A 19,610-nucleotide genomic window follows, 5' to 3' on the forward strand; every position below is an offset into this window, starting at 1 on the left:
AAATTTTCCGGGTTAAGTCGATTTTTACTTTGCCCCGCCATTGTAGCCGCCAGTCGGTTTGTTGGTCCCGCGTCGCCGACAGCGTCGCCTGAGTCAGAGTTCTTGAGTCATGGTTGTGTCGCGTCGCGGGGCGTCTGCAAGGGCGCCCCGCACAAATTTTGAGGCCACGGATTTCAGGGCCGCAGAACAACACCGCGTCATCGTTGGCGATTGCGTCGCCGAGATGTCGAAATTGCCGTCGGCCAGCGTCGACCTCGTATTCGCGGACCCGCCGTACAATCTGCAGCTCAAGGGCGATCTGAAGCGTCCCGACGAATCACATGTCGATGCCGTCAATGACGCCTGGGACAAGTTCTCCTCTTTCGCCGCCTATGACGATTTCACCCGCGCCTGGCTGCTCGCCTGCCGCCGCATCATGAAGCCGTCGGCGACGCTCTGGGTGATCGGCTCCTATCACAACATCTTCCGCGTCGGCACGATCCTACAGGATCTGGGCTTCTGGGTGCTCAACGACATCATCTGGCGCAAGTCCAACCCGATGCCGAATTTTCGCGGCCGCCGTTTCACCAATGCGCACGAGACCATGATCTGGGCGGCGCGCGATGAGAATGCGAAGGGCTACACATTCAATTACGAAGCGCTGAAGGCGGCCAATGAGGACGTGCAGGCGCGCTCGGACTGGCTGATTCCGCTCTGCACCGGCGAGGAACGACTGAAGGGCAAGGACGGCAAGAAGGTCCATCCAACCCAGAAACCCGAGGGTCTGCTCGCGCGCGTGCTGCTTGCCTCCTCAAGACCCGGCGATCTCGTGATCGATCCGTTCAACGGCACCGGCACCACCGGCGCCGTCGCAAAGCGCCTCGGCCGCCGCTACATCGGCTTCGAGCGCGACGCGGATTACGCCAAGGCCGCCGAAGCGCGCATTGCCGCAGTCCAGCCGCTACCCGAAGCGACACTCGCCCCCTTCATGACCGCGCGCGAAGCTCCGCGCGTGGCGTTCTCCGAGCTGATCGAGCGCGGCATGATCATGCCGGGCACAAAGCTGGTCGATGCCAAGAAGCGCCATGGCGCGCTGGTGCGCGCCGACGGCGCCATCATGCTCGGCGACAAGGTCGGCTCGATCCACCGCATCGGCGCGGTCGCGCAGGGCTCTGAGGCCTGCAATGGCTGGACCTTCTGGCATGTCGAGACCAAGAACGGCTTGAGGCTGATCGACGAATTACGCGCCGAGATCCGCGCCGAGATGGCGGCGGGATAGATCCATCCATCTCCACCGTCATTCCGGGCTCTATCCACCTCCACTGGTCATTCCGGGGCTCGCGAAGCGAGAACCCGGAATCTCGAGATCCGGGTTCGATGCTAGCGCACCGCCCCGGAATGACCGTGCCAAGCCATTGGCGGCCGCCCCTCCCTCCTTTACAAACTCGTCGCTTGCGCCCGCCCAAGATTTTGCGCATGGAAACGCCCGCGTGCGGTAGCGCAGCCGCATTCCGATTTTTCGAACCAACAAAGCCAAGGGAGACAGCCGATGCTCAAATTCTATTTCAACGGCGCGCCCAACCCGAACAAGGTGGCGCTGTTCCTCGAAGAGTCCGGCCTGCCCTACGAACTCGTACCCGTGGACACACGCAAGGGCGAGCAGTTCAAGCCGGAATTCCTGAAGGTCAATCCGAACGGCAAGGTGCCGGCGATCGACGATGAGGGCATCTTCGTCTTCGACAGCAACGCGATCCTGCTTTATTTGGCCGAGAAGACCGGCAAGTTCCTGCCGCCCGCCTCGCCGGCCAATCGCGCGCAGATGCTGTCCTGGCTAATGTTCATCGCCACCGGGCTCGGCCCCTATTCGGGACAGGCGGTGCATTTCAAGCACTTTGCGCCGAAGGAGCTGGACTACGCCAACAACCGCTATCAGTACGAGGCGAACCGCCATTACAAGATCCTCGACGAGCATCTCGCGAGCAGTCGCTACATGCTGGGCGACACCTACACCATCGTCGACATGGCGTTCTGGGGCTGGGCGCGGATGGCGCCATTCGTGCTGGGCGATGAAGCCTACAGCAAATATGCCAACGTGAGGCGACTGGTAGACGAGATCTCGGCCCGTCCCGCGGCGTCGCGCGCGCTGGCCCTGAAGGACAAGTTCACCTTCAAGGCGGAGATGGACGAGGAGGCGCGCAACTTCATGTTCGGGCATCTGAAGACGAAGGTGGCCTGATTTTGCTTTAGGCCCGTCATTCCGGGGCTCGCGAAGCGAGAACCCGGAACCCCGCGCCACAATCTCCCGATTCCGGGTTCGCTCGCATCGAACTCGGGTTTACCCGAGTTCGCCAATCTTGGATGTCCAAGTCGGCAACAGCCGACTTGGATGCGCGCGCCCCGGAATGCCGGGACATGGGGCAACCCGGTGCACGCTATTGCGCGCCCGGAAACTTCCCCAGCGCCTTCTCGGTCAGCACCGAGTCGCAATATTCCCTCACCTCCTTGATCCGGCCCCCATCGAGGCGGAACACCAGGCAATAGTCGTTGTCGTAACGAACGCCATCCCTGGTGAGGTTGTCGCCTTTCGCTTCGACCACGACGTAATCGCCCTCGGCGATGAAGCGATGCGCGAGCGTCCGCGCCCGATCGACCAGACGCGAGCGGACGTGACCGTGCAGGTCGCTCAAGATCGACTCCTTGCCGCTGAACGTACGCGACCAGGAATACTGGCCCGTCACCGTCCAGGTCGCGTCATCGGCAAGCGTTGCGATGAACAGCGCGCGGTCGCGCACGGCCGAGTCCGCACTTCCCGCAGCGGCAAAAATCTCCTGCATCAGCTTCTTGTTTTCAAGCGGGCTCATGGCGGTTTCTCCATCTTCGTGTGAAAAGACAACCACCTTGTGCGCGCCCGCCTGATATTCTTCCAATCGATAATTCATATGGTATAAATTCGCACGATGAATTTGGCCGCGCTCGATCTCAATCTGCTCGTGGCGCTGGATGCGCTGCTTAGGGAAGGCAATGTCAGCCGCGCCGCGATGCGGATCGGCCTGTCGCAACCGGCGGCGAGTCACGCGCTACAGCGGCTGCGCGATCTGATCGGCGATCCGCTGCTGGTGCGGACGGGCGCGCGCATGGAGTTGACGCCGCGCGCGCTGGCCTTGCGCGCGCCGCTGGCGCAAACGCTGGAGCAGGTGCGCGCGCTGTTCGTCGCGGAGGATTTCGATGCCGCGCACAGCGAGCGGCAGTTCCGGCTGATGATGCCGGATCTCGCGGTCGAACTGCTGATGCCATCTTTCATGGGGAAGGTCACGAAGCTCGCGCCGCATGTCCGGATCGATGTCGTGCCGTGGCGGGGACCTGCGATCTTCCATCCCGAATTCGCCCGCACCATCGACCTCGTGATCTCGATCGGCAATGCGTTCAAGGGCTTTCACCGGCAGTTGCTCTATACCGACTCGGACGCGCTGGCCGTGCGGCGCGGCCATCCTGTCGGCACCAAGCTCAAGCAGCGCGACGTCTTCCTCAATGCGCGGCACGTGGCCGTGATCATTCGCGGACAGAACGAGGACCTGATCGATACCTGGCTCCGCTCAAAGGGGATCGAACGCCACATTGCGCTGGTGGTCCCCGGCTATATTGAAGCCCTGCATGTCGCAGCGCGCACCGATCTCGTCGCCTTCGTGCCGCGTCGCCTGATCGCGGCACTCGCTAGGCAATTGTCGCTCATCACCATCGCCCCTCCGCTCGATCCTGGCATCGACGAGCAATTCATGTTCTATCCCACCCGGGCACAAATGGACCCGGGTTCGATCTGGCTGCGCAAGCTGATGCTGGAGACGGGACGGGAGTTGGATCGCGAGAGGCGGAAGGCATCGTAGGGTGGGCTAAGGTGCGTCAGCTCCGTGCCCACCATGCGGCGAGATCGCCCCTAGATCTTGGGCACGTTTCGCTTGGCCCACCCTACCGTCCCCTCAAGCCTTTTCCTCTTCAACCGCCTTGCGCACGGCGGGACGCTCCATCATGCGCTGGCGGTGCGCGATCACGTTCGGCAGGGTCGAGAGCTCGATGCCATCGCCCTCGAGCCACTGGGCCAGTGTAAACAGGTAGGGATCGCAGATCGTGTAACTTTCGCCCATCACCCAGGGACCTCTGAGCATCGCGCGCTCGACCAGCGCGAAGGCAGCGCCGACGCTTTTCGGCACCATCCGCTTCATGTCGGCGAACGACGTCTCCTCCGTCGCCCAGCGATAGCCGCGCATCCTGTGGGCGTGCGCCACATGCACCGTGGAGCAGAAATAGCTGGTGATGGCCTGCACCTGCGCAAGCGCGAAGGGATCGTCTGATGGAGCGAGTTTCGCTTGCGGGAAGCTCTGCGCGATATAGGCGAGGATCGCCGGCGTTTCCGTGAGCACGCCGCGGTCGGTCACAAGTGCCGGCACGCGGCCCTTGGGATTGATGGCGAGGTACTCCGGGCTGTTCTGCTGGTTGATCTTGAAATCGATCCGCACCGCCGTGTAGGCGGCGCCGACCTCCTCGAGCGCAATGTGCGAGGCGAGCGCGCAGGTCCCGGGCGCATAGTAGAGCTTGTACATGTCCGACCTCGTTTGGCAAAGGCGCAGGTTACCGGCGCCGCGCCGCGGCGTCCATCCCGGTCGGGTCGTCGAGCTGGGTGACCTGCGCTTCGTGGCGTAGCGCTGCTGCCAAGGCGCTGGCAGGAAGCTATAGGTCCAACCCGTGCGCGATCACCTTGCGCATCACATTGGGCAGCGCCTCCTCCGCAAGCGTCGCGATCGGCACCCAGCGCATGCCGTCGGGCGCGCGCGTCCGCGACGGCACCTCCGCTGTAAAGACCACGAGTTCGAGCGGGAAATGCGTGAAGACATGGGTGACAACGCCGGCCTTGCGGTGCCAACGCGCAACGCCTGTCAGCGCCGGCGCCTGCTCGAGCGCAGCCCGCTCCGTCTGCTCGGCCACCCAGTCGGAACCGGGCACCTCGGTCATGCCGCCAAGCAGACCTTTTGCGGGCCGCGTGCGCACCAGAAGCTCCTCGCCGCGCCTGACCACGAAGGCTGCTCCGAGCCGCAGCGCACCGGTCTTCTTCGCCGCCTTGCGCGGGAACGTCTCTTGCGTTCCCTGCACGCGTGCTGCGCAATCCTCCATCAACGGGCATAAAGCACAGGCCGGCTTCTTCGGCGTGCAGATCGAGGCACCGAGATCCATCAGCGCCTGTGCGCTGTCGCCGGCGCTGCCATCGCCGAGCAGCGTCGTCGCCAATTGCTGGATCAGCGGCTTGGCCTGGGGCAGCGCTTCCTCAACCGCGAACAGTCGGGACACCACGCGTTCAATATTGCCGTCGACCGGCATGGTGCGACGGTCGAACGCGATCGCCGCGATCGCTGCCGCCGTATAGGGCCCGATGCCCGGCAGCGAACGCAGACCCTCTTCCGTGTCCGGAAATACGCCACCATGCTCGCGCATCACGGCGGCCGCGCAGGCGTGGAGATTGCGCGCACGCGAATAATAACCGAGTCCGGCCCAGAGCCGCAGCACGTCATCGAGAGAAGCCCGCGCCAGGCTTGCGACATCGGGCCAGCGTGCCGTGAACTTTTCAAAGTAGGGCCCGACCGCCTTGACGGTGGTCTGCTGCAGCATGATTTCCGACAGCCAGACCCGGTACGGATCAGACGGCGCGCCGGGCGGCGCCCGCCAGGGCAGCCGGCGCCGATGCCGATCGTACCATTCGAGCAGCAGCGAGGGGCGGTCGGTGGCTGCAACCGTGGATGACTTTGCCTTGACGACACCAGCAGGACTCATAATGGCCTTTTTAGCGCAACTCTCGCCGCGTCATGGCCGGGCTTGTCCTGGCTTGTCCCGGCCATCCACGTCTTTCTCGCTGTGGCCCTTCGTGGATGGCCGGGACAAGCCAGGACAAGCCAGGCCATGACGGTGGAGTTCGTGGCTGCTATCGGGGATTCCAACGTGATAGAAGCAGCCCATGTCCAGACCCGGTCCCGTCAGCGCCAAGCCGCTTTCCGTCCTGCTCAGCGACGTCTTTTCCGACGCCTATGCCAAGCAGGGGTTTGCCGCGCGCGAATTGGTGACGCGCTGGGGCGAGATCGCGGGCGCGGACATTGCCGTCTTTGCCGAGCCATTGAAAATGCAATGGCCGCGGCCGGTCGAGGGCCAACCACAGGAACCGGCGACGCTGGTGCTGCGGGTGGAGGGCCCGATGGCCCTGGAAATCCAGCATCGCTCCGACGTCATCCTGGAGCGGGTCAACCGGTTTTTCGGCTGGCATGCGGTGGGGCGGATCGCGCTCCGACAGGCGCCGTTGTCGCGCCGACCTCGCCCAAGGCGCCCCGGCCCGCCGGATCCGGCCGCCGTAAAACAAGTCGCCGACACACTATCCGCGGTCGAGGACGAGGCGCTCAAGGACGCACTCGCGCGGCTTGGCGCCGCGATCAAGCGAAATTGACGCTCTTGTCAGGACCTGCACGCAAACCGCGCCATTGCCACGATGGCCGTTTTTGGCTAGCGAACGGCGTCTTGATTGGAACCTTTCGGCGCGGATGCGCCAATCCGGGAGCAGACCGTTGATCATCACGCGCCGCGCTTTCACCGCTGCCTTGTCACTGACCGGACTTGCCGCGCTCGTCGGCTTCTCGCCGCTGAGGCTGATCCCGGATGCGCTAGCGCAAAGCGCTGCCGACGTTGCCAAGCCGCAATCGCTGCCCGACATGGCCCTGGGTCCTGCGGACGCCAAAGTCACCATCGTCGAATACGCTTCGATGACCTGCCCGCACTGCGCGGCCTTCAACGAGCAGGTGTTTCCGAAGATCAAGTCGGAATACATCGATACCGGCAAGATCCGCTATATCTTCCGCGAGTTTCCGCTCGACATCAAAGCCGCGGCCGGATCGATGCTATCGCGCTGCATCGCCAATGGCGACGCCAACAAATATTTCGCCGTCACCGATCTTCTGTTCAGGTCGCAGAGCGACTGGGTGATGAAGAACACCACCGAGAGCCTCACGCGGATCGGCAAGCAGGCCGGGCTCAGCCAGCAGCAGGTCGAGGATTGCCTGAAGGATCAGTCACTGCTCGACAAGATCGCCGCGGACCAGAAATACGCGAGCGAAGTGTTGAAGGTCGACTCGACACCGACCTTCTTCATCAACGGCGAGAAGATCAAGGGCGAGGCCTCGATCGAGGAATTTGAGAAGAGGATCAACCCGCTTTTGAAGAGCTGATTGTGAGCTGATTCCTCCACAGGAATCAGCGCCTCACATAAGTCTCGCAAAAGCCTTGGGAAAAGCCCCGGCCGCCGGTTGCCCTAAAGGCGCGGCGCAGCCATTGTCGCCACCTTAAAGTGGCGCATCAGGCGCATCTCCCACACCGAGATTGCCATCTATGGTATTGTCCCGGCAGGGAGATTCGCTTCCTGCCGAAAGAGAATCCGCCTTTATGAAACTCACGCGTCTTCGCCTCCACGGTTTCAAGTCGTTCGTTGAACCCACCGATTTTGTGATCGAGCCCGGCCTCACCGGCGTGGTCGGTCCGAACGGCTGCGGCAAGTCGAACCTGGTCGAAGCGTTGCGCTGGGCGATGGGCGAGACCTCACACAAGTCGCTGCGCGCCGCCGACATGGACGCGGTGATCTTCTCCGGTTCCGGCAATCGCCCAGCACGCAACCACGCCGAAGTGGTGATGACGATCGACAATTCCGATCGCACCGCGCCGGCCGCCGTCAACGACAGCCAGCTCCTGGAAATCTCCCGCCGTATCGAGCGCGAGGCGGGTTCCGTCTATCGCATCAACGGCCGCGATGTCCGCGCTCGCGACGTGCAGCTCCTGTTTGCGGATGCGGCCACCGGCGCGCGATCGCCGGCCCTCGTGCACCAGGGCAAGATCGGCGAGATCATCCAGGCCAAACCGGAACAGCGCCGCCGCGTGCTGGAAGACGCCGCCGGCGTCGCCGGCCTGCATGCGCGCCGGCATGAGGCGGAACTGCGGCTGAAGGCGGCTGAAACCAATCTCACGCGCGTCGAGGATGTGATCGGCCAGCTCGCCGGCCAGATGGACGGCTTGAAGAAGCAGGCGCGCCAAGCCATCCGCTACCGCGAGGTTGCCGCCAAGGTGCGCAAGGCGGAGGCAACGCTCTACCACCTGCGCTGGCTGCAGGCCCATGCCGACGTCAATGACGCTGCGCAAAACCACGACATTACCGTCCGCGACATGGCTGAGCGCACCCGCGAACAGGCCGAGGCCGCGCGCATCCAGGCGATCCGCGCCTCCGAACTGCCGGGGTTGCGTGAGGCCGAGGCCCGCGCAGCCGCAGGCTTGCAGCGCCTGACGACGGCCCGCGACATGCTCGACCGCGAGGAAGAGCGAGCCAAGGAGCGCGTCGCCGAGCTCGACCGCCGGCTCACGCAATTTGCCGGCGACATCGCCCGCGAGCAGCAGCAGACGTCGGATGCCGACGTCGCCCTGCAGCGGCTGGAGACCGAGGACGCCGAACTCAAAGAAGAGATCAAGTCGCGCGTCGAGCGGCGCAGCGGCGTCGATGAACGCGTGGCCGAGGCCGAGGCGACGCTTGCCGAATGGGAGCGCCAGTTTGCGGAGCTGACCACCTCGCTCGCCGACCTCACCGCCCAGCGCAACCAGCTCGAGGCGAGCGTACGCAGCCACCGCGACCGCCTGGCGCGGCTCGATCAGGAGATCGCCAATGTTCAGCGCGAGGAAGAAAAACTCGCGCTGGAGACCGGCGGCTTCGGCGATGTTGATACGCTGGCCGCGGCGATGGAGAGCGCGCAGGAAAACCGTCTGCAGGCGGAAATGGCCGCACAGGCCAGCGAAACCGCGCATGCGGCCGCGCGGCAGACGCTGGAGGCCTCGCGCGCCCCACTCTCCGAGGCGGAGAAACGGGTGCAGCGCCTCGAGACCGAGGCGCGCACCATCGCCAAGCTCGTGACCAGCGCGACCAAGAATCTTTGGCCGCCGATCATCGACGGCGTCACCGTCGACAAGGGTTTTGAGAAAGCGCTCGGCGCCGTGCTCGGCGACGATCTCGACGCGCCAGTCGATGCGTCCGCGCCGATGCACTGGACGCTGGCGGGCGCGAGCGGCGAGGACCCCGCCCTGCCCGAGGGCGTCGAGCCGCTCGCCGCACGCGTGCAGGCGCCGCCGGAATTGGCCCGCCGTCTGGCGCAGATCGGCGTGGTGCCGAAGGAGCGCGGCGCGGAGCTGGCGTCGCAGCTCAAAGCCGGCCAGCGGCTGGTGTCGGTCGAAGGCGATGTCTGGCGCTGGGACGGCTTTGTGGCCGCAGCGCATGCGCCGACAGGTGCGGCGCGGCGTCTTGCCGAACGGGCGCGGCTGGTCGATATCGAGAACGAGCTGGAGCAGGCGCGGGGCGATGCCGCGGCCAAGCGCAACGCGCTGGAGACGGCCGAAGCGGAACTGCGGGCCGCCGCGGCCGCCGAGAGCGCCGCGCGCGAAGCCTGGCGCGCCTCGCAGCGCGAAGCCGATGCAGCGCGCGAGCGCCACGCGACAGCCGAGCGCGAGATCAACCGCCACGCCGCGCGCAAATCGGCGTTGTCGGAGGCGCGCAGCCGCCTGGAAGCCGATCTCACCGAGGCCTATGCCGCGCATCAAAACGCCACTGCAGCGCTCGACGAATTGCCCCCGAGCGTCGAGACCGAGCAAAAGCTCGCCGCTGTCCGCGCCGAAATCGAGGGTCATCGCCGGCTTGCCGCGCAGGTGCGGGCCGAGGCACAGGCCCTGGCGCGCGAGGCCGAGCTGGCCGACCGCCGCGTGCAGGCGATCCTCGCCGAGCGCAATGAATGGCAGAATCGCAAGGCGAGCGCTGCCTCGCAGATCGAGACCATCGAGGCTCGCATCACCGAGGTAACGGCCGAGCGCGCCGAGCTCGAGAACGCGCCCGAGTTCTTTGCCCAAAAGCGCAGTGCGCTCATCAGCGAGATTGAATTCGCCGAGAATGAGCGCCGCGTTGCCGCCGACGCGCTCGCCGCCGCCGAAGCCGCCATGGCGGAGACCGATCGTGCCGCGAAGGCCTCGCTGGAGGCGCTGTCGACCGCGCGCGAGGCGACCGCCCGCGCCGAAGAACGGATGGAAGGCGCCAAGCGCCGGCTCGCCGATATCGAGCGCGAAATCCACGACATGCTGGAGATCGAGCCGCAGGCGGTGGCCGGCCTTGCCGAGATCGAGCCCAACGCCGAACTGCCGCCGCTCGCCGAGATCGAGGAAAATCTCGAAAAGCTGCGCCGCGACCGCGAGCGGTTGGGCGCTGTGAACCTGCGCGCCGAAGAGGAGCTGGGCGAGGTCGAAACCCAGCATACGGCACTGACCACCGAGCGTGACGATCTGGTCGAAGCGATCAAGCGGCTGCGTCAGGGCATCCAGAGCCTCAATCGCGAGGCGCGCGAACGGCTATTGGCTTCGTTCGAGTCCGTCAACAACCAGTTCAAGCGGCTGTTCGTCGAGCTGTTCGGCGGCGGCGAAGCCGCGCTGCATCTGATCGAGAGCGACGACCCGCTCGAGGCGGGCCTTGAAATCATCGCCAAGCCGCCCGGCAAGAAGCCGCAGTCGCTGTCCCTGCTCTCCGGCGGCGAGCAGGCGCTCACCGCCCTGTCGCTGATCTTTGCAGTGTTCCTGACCAACCCTTCGCCGATCTGCGTGCTGGACGAGGTCGACGCGCCGCTCGATGACCACAACGTCGAACGCTTCTGCAACCTCTTGCACGAGATGACGGGCTCGACCGAGACGCGCTTCATCATCATCACCCACAACCCGATCACCATGGCGCGGATGAATCGCCTGTATGGTGTGACGATGGCAGAGCGCGGCGTCTCGCAGCTCGTGTCCGTCAACCTCGAACAGGCGACCAAGATCCTCGACCAGAACGTGGCGTAGGAGCTTGATGGTCATTCCGGGGCGATGCGAAGCATCGAGCCCGGAATCTCGAGATTCCGGGTTCGCGCTGACGCGCGCCCCGGAATGGCCGAGGATCACAGCATGATTCCTCCCACCCTTCCCGCCGCGCTAAAGGTCGCGCTCGATGCCAAGCTCGAGGGACTTTCGCGCAACGACGCCGCCGCGCGCGCCAGCGCGATCTCCAGGACCTATCGCGACGGCGGCGGCTCGGGCACGATCCGGACCGAAGCCGACGCGCTCGCCTACGCATTGGCGCGCATGCCGGCGACCTATGCGGCCGTCGTTGCGAGCCTGAACGCATTGTCGGAGATCAGGCCGGATTTTTCGCCGCAGACACTGCTCGACATCGGAGCCGGACCGGGAACCGCGAGCTTTGCCGCGGCGGAAGCGTTTGCTTCGCTTGAGCGCTTCGCGCTGCTCGATCGCAACGAGAGCCTGCGTGCGCTCGGCATCGAATTGGCCCGCGAGTTTCCTCGCCTGAACCAATCGACCTACTCCTCGAGCGACGCGCCCACCGGACTTGCGCAGGCCGACGTCGCCGACCTTGTCATCGCAAGCTATGTGATCGGCGAACTCAGCGAGGAGGACCGCAACGAACTCACAACGCTGATGTGGAGCAAGACCAGCGACACGCTCCTCATCGTCGAGCCCGGCACCCCCGCCGGCTACGCGCGGATCATCGGCGCGCGACAGCAACTGATCGCGCGCGGCGGCCACGTCGCCGCACCCTGCCCGCACGATTCGGCTTGCCCGCTGACGCCTCCCGACTGGTGTCACTTTGCCCAGCGCCTGGCGCGGTCGCGCGCGCACAAGGAAATCAAAGGCGCCGAATTGCCGTTCGAGGACGAGAAGTTTTCCTATGTCGCGGTGACGCGCAAGCCGATCATCTCCGGCCGCGCCCGTGTGCTGGCGCAGCCCTCGCTGAGCAAGGTCGAGGTCTCCGCCAAGCTTTGCACCGCTAGTGGCCTCCTGCTCGCAAAGGTGCCGCGCCGCGACAAGGCGGCCTACGCGCGCGCCCGGCGCTGGCGCTGGGGCGATGCCGTCATGGACGAAAGTTAACCAATTCAGCGGCTTAGTCGTTGAACTCAGCCCGCCTTGCGCGCGACCAAGGGGATACCCACCTCGCCGCTGTTGCCCGCGCCCGATTTCGTTAAGCTGCGCTTTGTTGTTCTTTCAGGAGCCATTTCCATGTCGTCCGGCTGGATCGTTCTCGGCATCATCATCATTCTCGTGCTGTTCGCCTTCGGCGCCTATAACCGCCTGGTCGCGCTGAGGCAGCGTGTCGATCAGGCCTTCGCCGATATCGACGTGCAGTTGAAGCAACGCCACGACCTGATCCCGAACCTGGTCGAGACGGTGAAAGGCTATGCGGCGCATGAGCGCGGCACGCTCGACGAGGTCATCAAGGCGCGCAACATGGCGATCTCGGCGCAGGGGCCGGCCCAGGTCTCCGCGGCGGAAACCCAGCTCACCGGCGCGCTTGGCCGGCTGATCGCGCTGTCAGAGGCCTACCCGGACCTCAAGGCCAACGCCAATTTCCAGCAATTGGCGGGCGAGTTGTCGGACCTCGAAAACAAGATCGCCGCGAGCCGGCGCTTCTTCAACAACGCGGTCCAGGAATACAACACCGGGATCCAGCAGATGCCCGCCGCGCTGTTTGCCGGCATGTTCGGCTTCACACGCAAGGACTTTTTCGACCTCGGCGCCAGCCGTGCGGAAGTTGAGGTTGCGCCGAGCGTGAAGTTCTAGGGACGCGAGAGCTTGCGCCACGCGATGCAAATTTACTCCCGTCATTCCGGGGCGGTCCAAAGGACCGAACCCGGAATCTCGAGATTCCGGGTTCGCGTCTTCGACGCGCACCGGAATGACGGAGTCGGATAATGGCCGCCTACGGTCTCTACACGCACATCGCCGCGAACAAGACCCGTTCGGTGCTGCTGCTCGCGGGCCTGTTCCTGCTCGTGTATGTGATCGTCTATGCCGGCGCACTGATCATCGAGGTGCTCGACTATGCCGGCGCGCCGGCCGACTATTATCTGCGTGCCGCGCTGCGCGACCTGATCTGGTCGCTGCCCTATGCGACCGGCGCGGCGGCGCTGTGGATCGTGATCGCCTATTTCTTCCACCAATCCATCATCGACGCGGTCACCGGCGGGACGGACGTGACGCGGAAGCAGCAGCCGCGACTTTACAATCTGTTGGAAAATCTCTGCATCTCCCGCGGCATTCCGATGCCAAAGCTGAAGATCATCGACAGCGAGGTGCTGAACGCCTACGCGACCGGTCTCAACCAGAGGCAATATGCCGTCACCGTCACCACGGGCCTGCTCAATGCCCTGAGCAATGACGAGATCGAGGCGGTGCTCGGCCACGAGCTTACCCACATCAGGAACGGCGACGTGCAGATGATGGTGGTCGCCGTGATCATCGCGGGCGTGGTCGGCTTTTTCGCCGAATTGTTCTTCCGCCTCTTCTTCAATTTCGGCAATTATGGCTGGGGCTGGAGCTACCGCCGCGGCTCGTCTTCGGATTCCTCCTCGGACTCCGGCAGCGGCAGCGAGCGAAGAAGTTCGGGCGGCGCCGCCATTCTGATCATCATCCTTGCGGTGGTGCTGATCGTGCTCGCCTGGGCATTGTCGCAACTGGTCCGGCTCGCGCTGTCGCGCTCACGAGAATATCTGGCGGATGCCGGATCGGTCGAACTGACCAAAAATCCCGATGCGATGATCTCGGCGCTGCGCAAGATCGAGGGACGCGGCGAGCTTCCCGGCGCGACCTCGGCGGTCATGGAACTGTGCGTCGACAATCCGCGCGAGGGCTTTGCCGACCTGTTCGCCACTCATCCGTCGGTCGAGGCCCGGGTGAAGGCGCTGGTGCGATACGCCGGCGGGCACTATATCGGCCCGCTCGCCTTGCCGATGCCGTCGGGAGCGGAAGGCGGCGAAGCGAATCAGGGCGAAAGCACTCCCCTGCCATCGCCCGCCCCATCATCCGGTCCCTGGGGCAGTGCCGACAATTCCACGAATGAGCCTGCGCCCTCGCACAGGCCGTGGGGCGATCCGGCCGAGAATCCAACCGGCCCCTGGGGACAGCATTAGGCCGCGGAGCAAGCTCCCTTTGAGGCACGACAACTTCTCTTCAAGTTGTCTCCGCTCTATCCCTTTATTGGGGCAAGACCTTTTCAGATAAAACCGCTTCTCGCTCGTGCTGATGTGGCTCTTCGGCCCGGATCATATTCTAAACAACAAATTCGGCGCGAATGGCAGAAACGGCGCTGCGATGAATTGAATTCTCCCTTGTTTCTGCCATGTTCGCGCCCAAAAGCAGATACCGGGAATAGTGGATCGATCGTCTCGATCGGGGCGTCTTTTTTGAGGGTGGCACATGGCAAAGCCGGCAGTGATCGTGGTGGGTGCGGACAAGGGCGGGGTCGGCAAGACCACGGTGTCGCGGACGGTGCTTGACTATTTTAGCGCCAATAACGTGCCGACGCGCGCCTTCGATACCGAGGCGCCGCGCGGCACCTTGAAGCGGTTTCACCCCGATATCACCGAAATCGTCGACATGACGTCGACGGCGGACCAGATGAAGATTTTCGATACGCTCAACACGGTGAGCCCCTCGGTCACCGTGATCGACGTGCGCGCCGGCCTCCTGTCGCCCGCGCTGGCCTCGTTGCGCGATATCGGCTTTCTCGACGCGGCCAAAGCCGGGCAAATCACCTTTGCCGTGTTCCATATACTGGGACCCTCGATCGCCTCGCTCGAAGAGATCGCGGAAACCGCCAATTTCATGAGTGGGGCGAAGTACTTCCTGGTGAAGAATTTCATCAACAACACCAGCTTCTTCGAGTGGGACCAGTCGACCTACAATTCCTACTTCCACCGCATCAAGGACGCGACCGAACTGACCATTCCGAAGCTGAACGAAATGGCTTACGAGCAGGTCGAGGTGGCCTCCGTCCCGTTCCTCAAATTCGTCGCCAACAAGGGCACTCGCGATGAGGCCGCGAACTATTCTTTCGTGCTGCGCGGCTATGTCCGCCATTGGCTCGCCAATGTCTGGAGCGAGTTCGATCGCATCAAGCTGACCGACATTGTCGGCAGCAAAGTCGCTGCGCGCGGGGGTGAAAAATAATTTCGGCGTCCCGATCCGAATCGGCTGGAATAGGCACGAATTTCGCCTGATATAGCGGGAAATGCCCGCAACCCCGGTCTACATCATCTGCTCGCCCCGACCGCAGGTCGGCAAGACCCTGCTTGCGCGCCTCTTGAGCGAGTTCCTGCTGCTGAAGAACGGGGCGGTGCTCGCCTTCGACGTCAACCTGAAGGAGCCGTCGCTGCTGGACTACTTGCCGAGCATCACCGAGACGGCGGAGATCGATGATACCTTCGGCAAGATGCAGCTAATGGACCGCGTCATTCTGGACGACGGCATTGCCAAGGTGATCGACCTCGGTTTCCACGCCTTCGACGAGTTCTTCAAGATGTCGGAGGAGATCGGATTTCTGAAGGAGGCGGCACGGCGCAATGTACGGCCCATCGTCCTGTTCGCGGCGGATACCGACCGCGCCTCGGCGCGCGGACACCAGATGCTGGTTCGGCAGATTCCGGCCACGCGCCTCATCGTCGTCGACAACGAATATATCGTACGCGGGGAACTGCCGGAGACCTTTACGGCCGGGCGGGTGCAGCGCATCAGCGCCTTGCCGGTGTTTCTGAAGACCTATATCGACCGCCTGACCTTCTCGTTTACCGACTATCTGCGGCACGAGAGGGATTCCTCCACCGAACTGCACCAATGGATCCGGCGCAACTATTTCAGCTTCCGCGAGCTGGAATTGAGCCTGATCCTGCAGCAGTCGTAGGGCCGGTATTTGTCTTGGAAGCGTTGAAAGCATTGTCCAGCATGCGAAACCCTCTGCCATGGCTGAGACGGGACAGCCAACGCTTCCTGATCCGCGGATTGAAAGCGCGCTTCCTCGACCAAAGACTCGAGTTCGATTTGATTCGACAACACGTTCGTTCGACCGATATCGTTTGCGATATCGGAGCGAACAAAGGCAGCTTCGTGTTCTGGCTGTCGCGCTGGTGCAAAGGCGGCCTGGTTGTCGCCTTCGAGCCCCAGCCCTGGTTTGCGGCCTCGCTTGCCGAACTCTGCCGGAATCTCGCGCTCGACAACGTCAAGGTCGAGCCCAAGGCGGTGTTTTCCCGCTCCGGAACGGCCGATCTGTTCGTCCCGAAAGCCCATTTGCAGAGCGCGTCCCTCCTCGGCAAGGCCGCGGATGCCGGCAATGTCGAGACTATCTCCGTCCCGACCATCCGCCTCGACGAATATTTTCGTGCAGACCAGCGTATCGCGCTGCTCAAGGTCGACGTGGAGGGCGCGGAGCTCGAGGTCTTCAAGGGCGCCGAGCGCATCCTTCGCGAGCACTCGCCGCTTCTCCTGTTCGAGTGCGAGAACCGGCACCTGGAAGGCAAAAGCGTGCAGGACGTGTTCGCCCACCTGGAGTCACTCGGCTACAGCGGCCGCTTCGTCGCGGGCCATCGCCTGCTCCCGCTGTCGGCCTTCGACGCTGCCATACACCAACGGGCTGACAGCGAGTGGTTTTGGAAGGAAAAGGACTACTATAACAACTTCATTTTCAGCAAAGCGCCGCTCGGCCAGCCGCAAGCTTAAGCACCTGGCGCTGCGCCAAGCACTCAATGCCCGTCGAAGCTCATCAGCGTACGCACCGGCACGTCCATGGCCCGCAGCTTTGCCGCGCCACCGAGATCCGGCAGATCGATGATGAAGCAGGCAGCCACGACGTTGGCCCCGATCTGGCGCAAGAGCTTGACCGCGCCTTCCGCGGTGCCGCCGGTCGCGATCAGGTCGTCGACCAGGATCACGCGCTCGCCGGGATGGACGGCGTCCGCATGCATCTCCATTTCGTCGATGCCGTATTCCAGCGAATAGGCGATGCGCACGGTGGTGTGCGGCAGCTTGCCTTTCTTGCGGATCGGCACAAAGCCTGCCGAGAGCTGATGCGCCACCGCTCCGCCCAGGATGAAGCCGCGCGCCTCGATCCCGGCGACCTTGTCGATCTTCGACCCGGCCCAGGGATGCACCAATTCGTCGACGGCGCGGCGGAAGGCGCGCGCATCGGCCAGCAAGGTGGTGATGTCGCGAAACAGGATGCCGGGCTTGGGATAGTCGGCAATGGTGCGAACGGCCGCCTTCAGATCGTGGTCAAAGGTCATGTTTATCTCTTCCCAGGTCACCGTCATTCCCCGGCGATGCCAACAGGTCCGGCCCTTGGCCGGCCCGATGACAGGCTCCGCATCGAACCCGGGATGACGGAACAGAACTCTTACACCAATCCGCGCTCAATTCATCGCCTCGTTCAGCCGAAACGCGTTTTCGACGATCCGCAAGCCCACCTCGCCTCCGAGCGACATCAGCGACTCCGGGTGAAACTGCACGCCGCCCACCGGCAGGCCGCTGTGCTCGATCGCCATGGCAACGCCGTCCTCGGTGCTGGCGGTAACGGTCAGCACCTCGGGCATGCTATCGCGCTCGACATAGAGCGAGTGATAGCGGCCGATCACGATCTCGTTGGGAAGACCCCGCATCAACCGGCCGCCGCGCACCTGGATCCGAGCGGGGCGGCCATGCGCGGGCTGCGCAAGCTGGCCGAGCTGGCCGCCAAAATACTCGCCGATCGCCTGCAAGCCCAAGCAGACTCCGAACACCGGCAGCTTCTTCTCGATCGCCACGTCGAGCGTGCCTGAAATCTTGAAATCCTCCGGCCGGCCCGGCCCCGGGGACAGCACCAAAAGATCCCATTTGCGCTGCTTCAGCATGTCCTGCGCATGCACATATCGGACCACGGTGACGGTGGCGCCGACCTGGCGGAAATAATCCGCCAGCATATGCACAAAACTGTCGTCATGATCGATCAAGAGCACCTGCTTGCCGCTTCCGGTGGCATCGGGTGCCGTGCTCGACAGCGGCTTCGGCGAATCGCCGCGCAGCGCCTGGAACAGCGCCGCGGCCTTGACCTGGCATTCGCGGTCCTCGGCCGCCGGATCGGAGTCAAACAAGCAGGTGGCCCCGACCCGCACCTCGGCCAGCCCGTCCTTCATGCGGATGGTGCGGATGGTGAGCCCGGTGTTGATGCTGCCGTCGAAATTGACGCAGCCGATCGCGCCGGCGTACCAGCGCCGGGGCGAGCGCTCATGGTCCTCGACAAACTGCATCGCCCATAGCTTGGGCGCACCGGTCACCGTCACCGCCCAGGCGTGAGTGAGGAAGGCGTCGAGTGAATCAAAGCCAGGCCGCAGCATGCCTTCGACATGGTCGACGGTGTGAAACAGTTTCGAGTAGGTCTCGATCTGCCGCCGCGCCAGAACCTTGATGGTTCCGGGCACGCAGACCCGCGCCTTGTCGTTGCGGTCGACATCGGTGCACATGTTGAGCTCGAACTCGTCCTTCTCCGAGTTCAGGAGCTGACGGATCTGCTCGGCATCGCCGATTGCATCCACGCCCCGCGCGATCGTGCCGGAGATCGGGCAGGTCTCGACCCGGCGGCCATCGGAGCGGACGAACATTTCCGGCGAAGCCGAAACAAGGAACTCCCCCCCACCGAGGTTCATCAGCGCGCCGTAGGGCGACGGATTGATGCGGCACAGCCGCTGAAACACTTCGGCGGGCGAACGCTCGCAGGGTTCGCCAAAGAGCTGGCCAGGCACCGCCTCGAACAGATCGCCGCGCGCAAAGGCCGCGCGCGCGGTCTCGACCGTGGCCTGGTATTCGCCCGGCGCGTGATCGGAAAATCCCTGGCGCGGGATTTTTGCGTAGACGCTTTCCGCAGTCTCGCGCGGCAGGCCGACGGTCGATTTGCCGTCGAAGGCAAAATCGTAACTCAAGATCACGCCCTGCGCGGTGGCGCGATCATAAGCCAACAGCCGGTCCGGCACATAGAGCACGATATCGCGCTGGTCGGCCTCGCGCGGACGCTTTTGCACGAGATCCTCGATCTGGAAGACGAGATCGTAGGCGAAGGCGCCGAACAGGCCGAGCAACGGATCGTCGTTTGCGGCAAAGCTCGCAACGAGGTCGCGCACCAGCGACATCACGCTCGCGCGCCGCGTGCGCTGGTCTTCTTCAACCGGCGCTGCGCCGCGGACGATGTGGCCGACCAGACGCGAAGGCGTCTTCTCGGTGACGACAACACACTGCTCGCGCAAGGCATTGCCCAGAAGGGCAATCAACACTTCGCCGCGCTTGTTCAGCGCGCTGAGCGTAAACTCCACGCCCTTGGTTTCCAGCGCCAGCGGCGGATCGGAAAAGCCGAGGTCAAAGCTCTCATAGCGGCCCGGCACGGTGGTGCCCGAGGACAGCACTACGCCGCGGCGGCGGTCCAGCAGGTCGATCAGCGCGTCGAGCCGGCTCGCCCCGCCGGAAAAATGCTCCGCCACGCGTGTGACCAAGAGGCCGCCGCGCGTGCGGTATTCGCTGCGTTCGGCTAAGGAGAAAACTGTCCTGTTCATGTGATCCTCTTACGAAACTTGCCGAGGGAACGCCACACAGGACAGAGGAAGGGCCGCCGCACTGCGATGGCGGCCTTCGACGATCAGAATCTAGGGAAATCGCACCGGCCACCTTTTACAAGGTGGGCCACCACAGACCGGAGG

General features: G+C 64.0%; 17 protein-coding genes. 12 read left to right on the forward strand and 5 right to left on the reverse strand.

The features are described 5' to 3' along the window. Positions 1–109: 109 nt before the first annotated feature. Both P6U23_RS32640 and P6U23_RS32645 read left to right on the forward strand, forming a co-directional pair. Positions 110–1,258: a site-specific DNA-methyltransferase gene (locus tag P6U23_RS32640; RefSeq protein WP_407176447.1), complete on the forward strand. Its 1,149-nt coding sequence runs from the start codon at positions 110–112 to the stop codon at positions 1,256–1,258. Between the two features lie 270 nt (positions 1,259–1,528). Further along, on the forward strand, positions 1,529–2,215 hold the full coding sequence (locus P6U23_RS32645) for a glutathione S-transferase family protein (RefSeq protein ID WP_407176448.1): 687 nt from the start codon (positions 1,529–1,531) through the stop codon (positions 2,213–2,215). A gap of 196 nt (positions 2,216–2,411) precedes the next feature. Here P6U23_RS32645 and P6U23_RS32650 read toward each other — a convergent pair whose 3' ends face one another. Continuing rightward, on the reverse strand, positions 2,412–2,840 hold the full coding sequence (locus P6U23_RS32650) for a nuclear transport factor 2 family protein (protein ID WP_407176449.1): 429 nt from the start codon (positions 2,838–2,840) through the stop codon (positions 2,412–2,414). 96 nt (positions 2,841–2,936) lie between these two features. Between P6U23_RS32650 and P6U23_RS32655 the strand changes: the two genes are divergently transcribed. Continuing rightward, positions 2,937–3,860: a LysR family transcriptional regulator gene (locus P6U23_RS32655; protein ID WP_407176450.1), complete on the forward strand. Its 924-nt coding sequence runs from the start codon at positions 2,937–2,939 to the stop codon at positions 3,858–3,860. 93 nt (positions 3,861–3,953) lie between these two features. Here P6U23_RS32655 and P6U23_RS32660 read toward each other — a convergent pair whose 3' ends face one another. Together P6U23_RS32660 and mutY are read right to left on the reverse strand one after the other, a co-directional pair. Next, complete coding sequence (locus P6U23_RS32660) at positions 3,954–4,574, reverse strand: glutathione S-transferase family protein (protein WP_407176451.1); 621 nt, start codon at positions 4,572–4,574, stop codon at positions 3,954–3,956. A gap of 127 nt (positions 4,575–4,701) precedes the next feature. Beyond that, positions 4,702–5,796 (reverse strand): A/G-specific adenine glycosylase, encoded by a 1,095-nt coding sequence (gene mutY, locus P6U23_RS32665; protein ID WP_407176452.1) that lies wholly within the window; start codon positions 5,794–5,796, stop codon positions 4,702–4,704. 181 nt (positions 5,797–5,977) lie between these two features. On the opposite strand from mutY, the gene P6U23_RS32670 reads away from it, so the two are divergent. The 9 genes from P6U23_RS32670 to P6U23_RS32710 all read left to right on the forward strand — a co-directional run bounded on the left by P6U23_RS32670 (position 5,978) and on the right by P6U23_RS32710 (position 16,611). Beyond that, entirely contained in the window at positions 5,978–6,457 is a 480-nt protein-coding gene (locus P6U23_RS32670) for a DUF721 domain-containing protein (protein ID WP_407176453.1), read from the forward strand. A gap of 118 nt (positions 6,458–6,575) precedes the next feature. Continuing rightward, complete coding sequence (locus P6U23_RS32675; protein WP_407176454.1) at positions 6,576–7,232, forward strand: DsbA family protein; 657 nt, start codon at positions 6,576–6,578, stop codon at positions 7,230–7,232. 214 nt (positions 7,233–7,446) lie between these two features. Further along, positions 7,447–10,911 carry a chromosome segregation protein SMC gene (smc, locus tag P6U23_RS32680; RefSeq protein ID WP_407176455.1) on the forward strand — a complete coding sequence of 1,155 codons (3,465 nt, stop codon included), beginning with the start codon at positions 7,447–7,449 and terminating at the stop codon, positions 10,909–10,911. 102 nt (positions 10,912–11,013) lie between these two features. After that, on the forward strand, positions 11,014–11,991 hold the full coding sequence (locus P6U23_RS32685; protein ID WP_407176456.1) for a small ribosomal subunit Rsm22 family protein: 978 nt from the start codon (positions 11,014–11,016) through the stop codon (positions 11,989–11,991). 129 nt (positions 11,992–12,120) lie between these two features. Continuing rightward, positions 12,121–12,681 (forward strand): LemA family protein, encoded by a 561-nt coding sequence (locus tag P6U23_RS32690; RefSeq protein WP_407176457.1) that lies wholly within the window; start codon positions 12,121–12,123, stop codon positions 12,679–12,681. A gap of 131 nt (positions 12,682–12,812) precedes the next feature. Then, positions 12,813–14,030 (forward strand): M48 family metallopeptidase, encoded by a 1,218-nt coding sequence (locus P6U23_RS32695; protein ID WP_407176458.1) that lies wholly within the window; start codon positions 12,813–12,815, stop codon positions 14,028–14,030. Positions 14,031–14,316: 286 nt separating this feature from the next. Continuing rightward, entirely contained in the window at positions 14,317–15,069 is a 753-nt protein-coding gene (locus tag P6U23_RS32700; RefSeq protein ID WP_407176459.1) for a hypothetical protein, read from the forward strand. Between the two features lie 61 nt (positions 15,070–15,130). Next, complete coding sequence (locus tag P6U23_RS32705) at positions 15,131–15,799, forward strand: hypothetical protein (RefSeq protein ID WP_407176460.1); 669 nt, start codon at positions 15,131–15,133, stop codon at positions 15,797–15,799. 41 nt (positions 15,800–15,840) lie between these two features. Continuing rightward, complete coding sequence (locus tag P6U23_RS32710; RefSeq protein ID WP_407176461.1) at positions 15,841–16,611, forward strand: FkbM family methyltransferase; 771 nt, start codon at positions 15,841–15,843, stop codon at positions 16,609–16,611. Positions 16,612–16,634: 23 nt separating this feature from the next. On the opposite strand, the gene P6U23_RS32715 is transcribed toward P6U23_RS32710, so the two are convergent. Together P6U23_RS32715 and P6U23_RS32720 are read right to left on the reverse strand one after the other, a co-directional pair. Next, the gene (locus tag P6U23_RS32715) at positions 16,635–17,174 is read right to left on the reverse strand and encodes an adenine phosphoribosyltransferase (RefSeq protein ID WP_407176462.1); all 540 of its coding nucleotides are present in this window, start codon (positions 17,172–17,174) and stop codon (positions 16,635–16,637) included. A gap of 126 nt (positions 17,175–17,300) precedes the next feature. Further along, positions 17,301–19,466: an anthranilate synthase component I gene (locus tag P6U23_RS32720; RefSeq protein ID WP_407176463.1), complete on the reverse strand. Its 2,166-nt coding sequence runs from the start codon at positions 19,464–19,466 to the stop codon at positions 17,301–17,303. Positions 19,467–19,610: the final 144 nt, after the last annotated feature.

The organism is Bradyrhizobium sp. STM 3562 (assembly GCF_045571435.1).
Classification (GTDB): Bacteria; Pseudomonadota; Alphaproteobacteria; order Rhizobiales; family Xanthobacteraceae; genus Bradyrhizobium.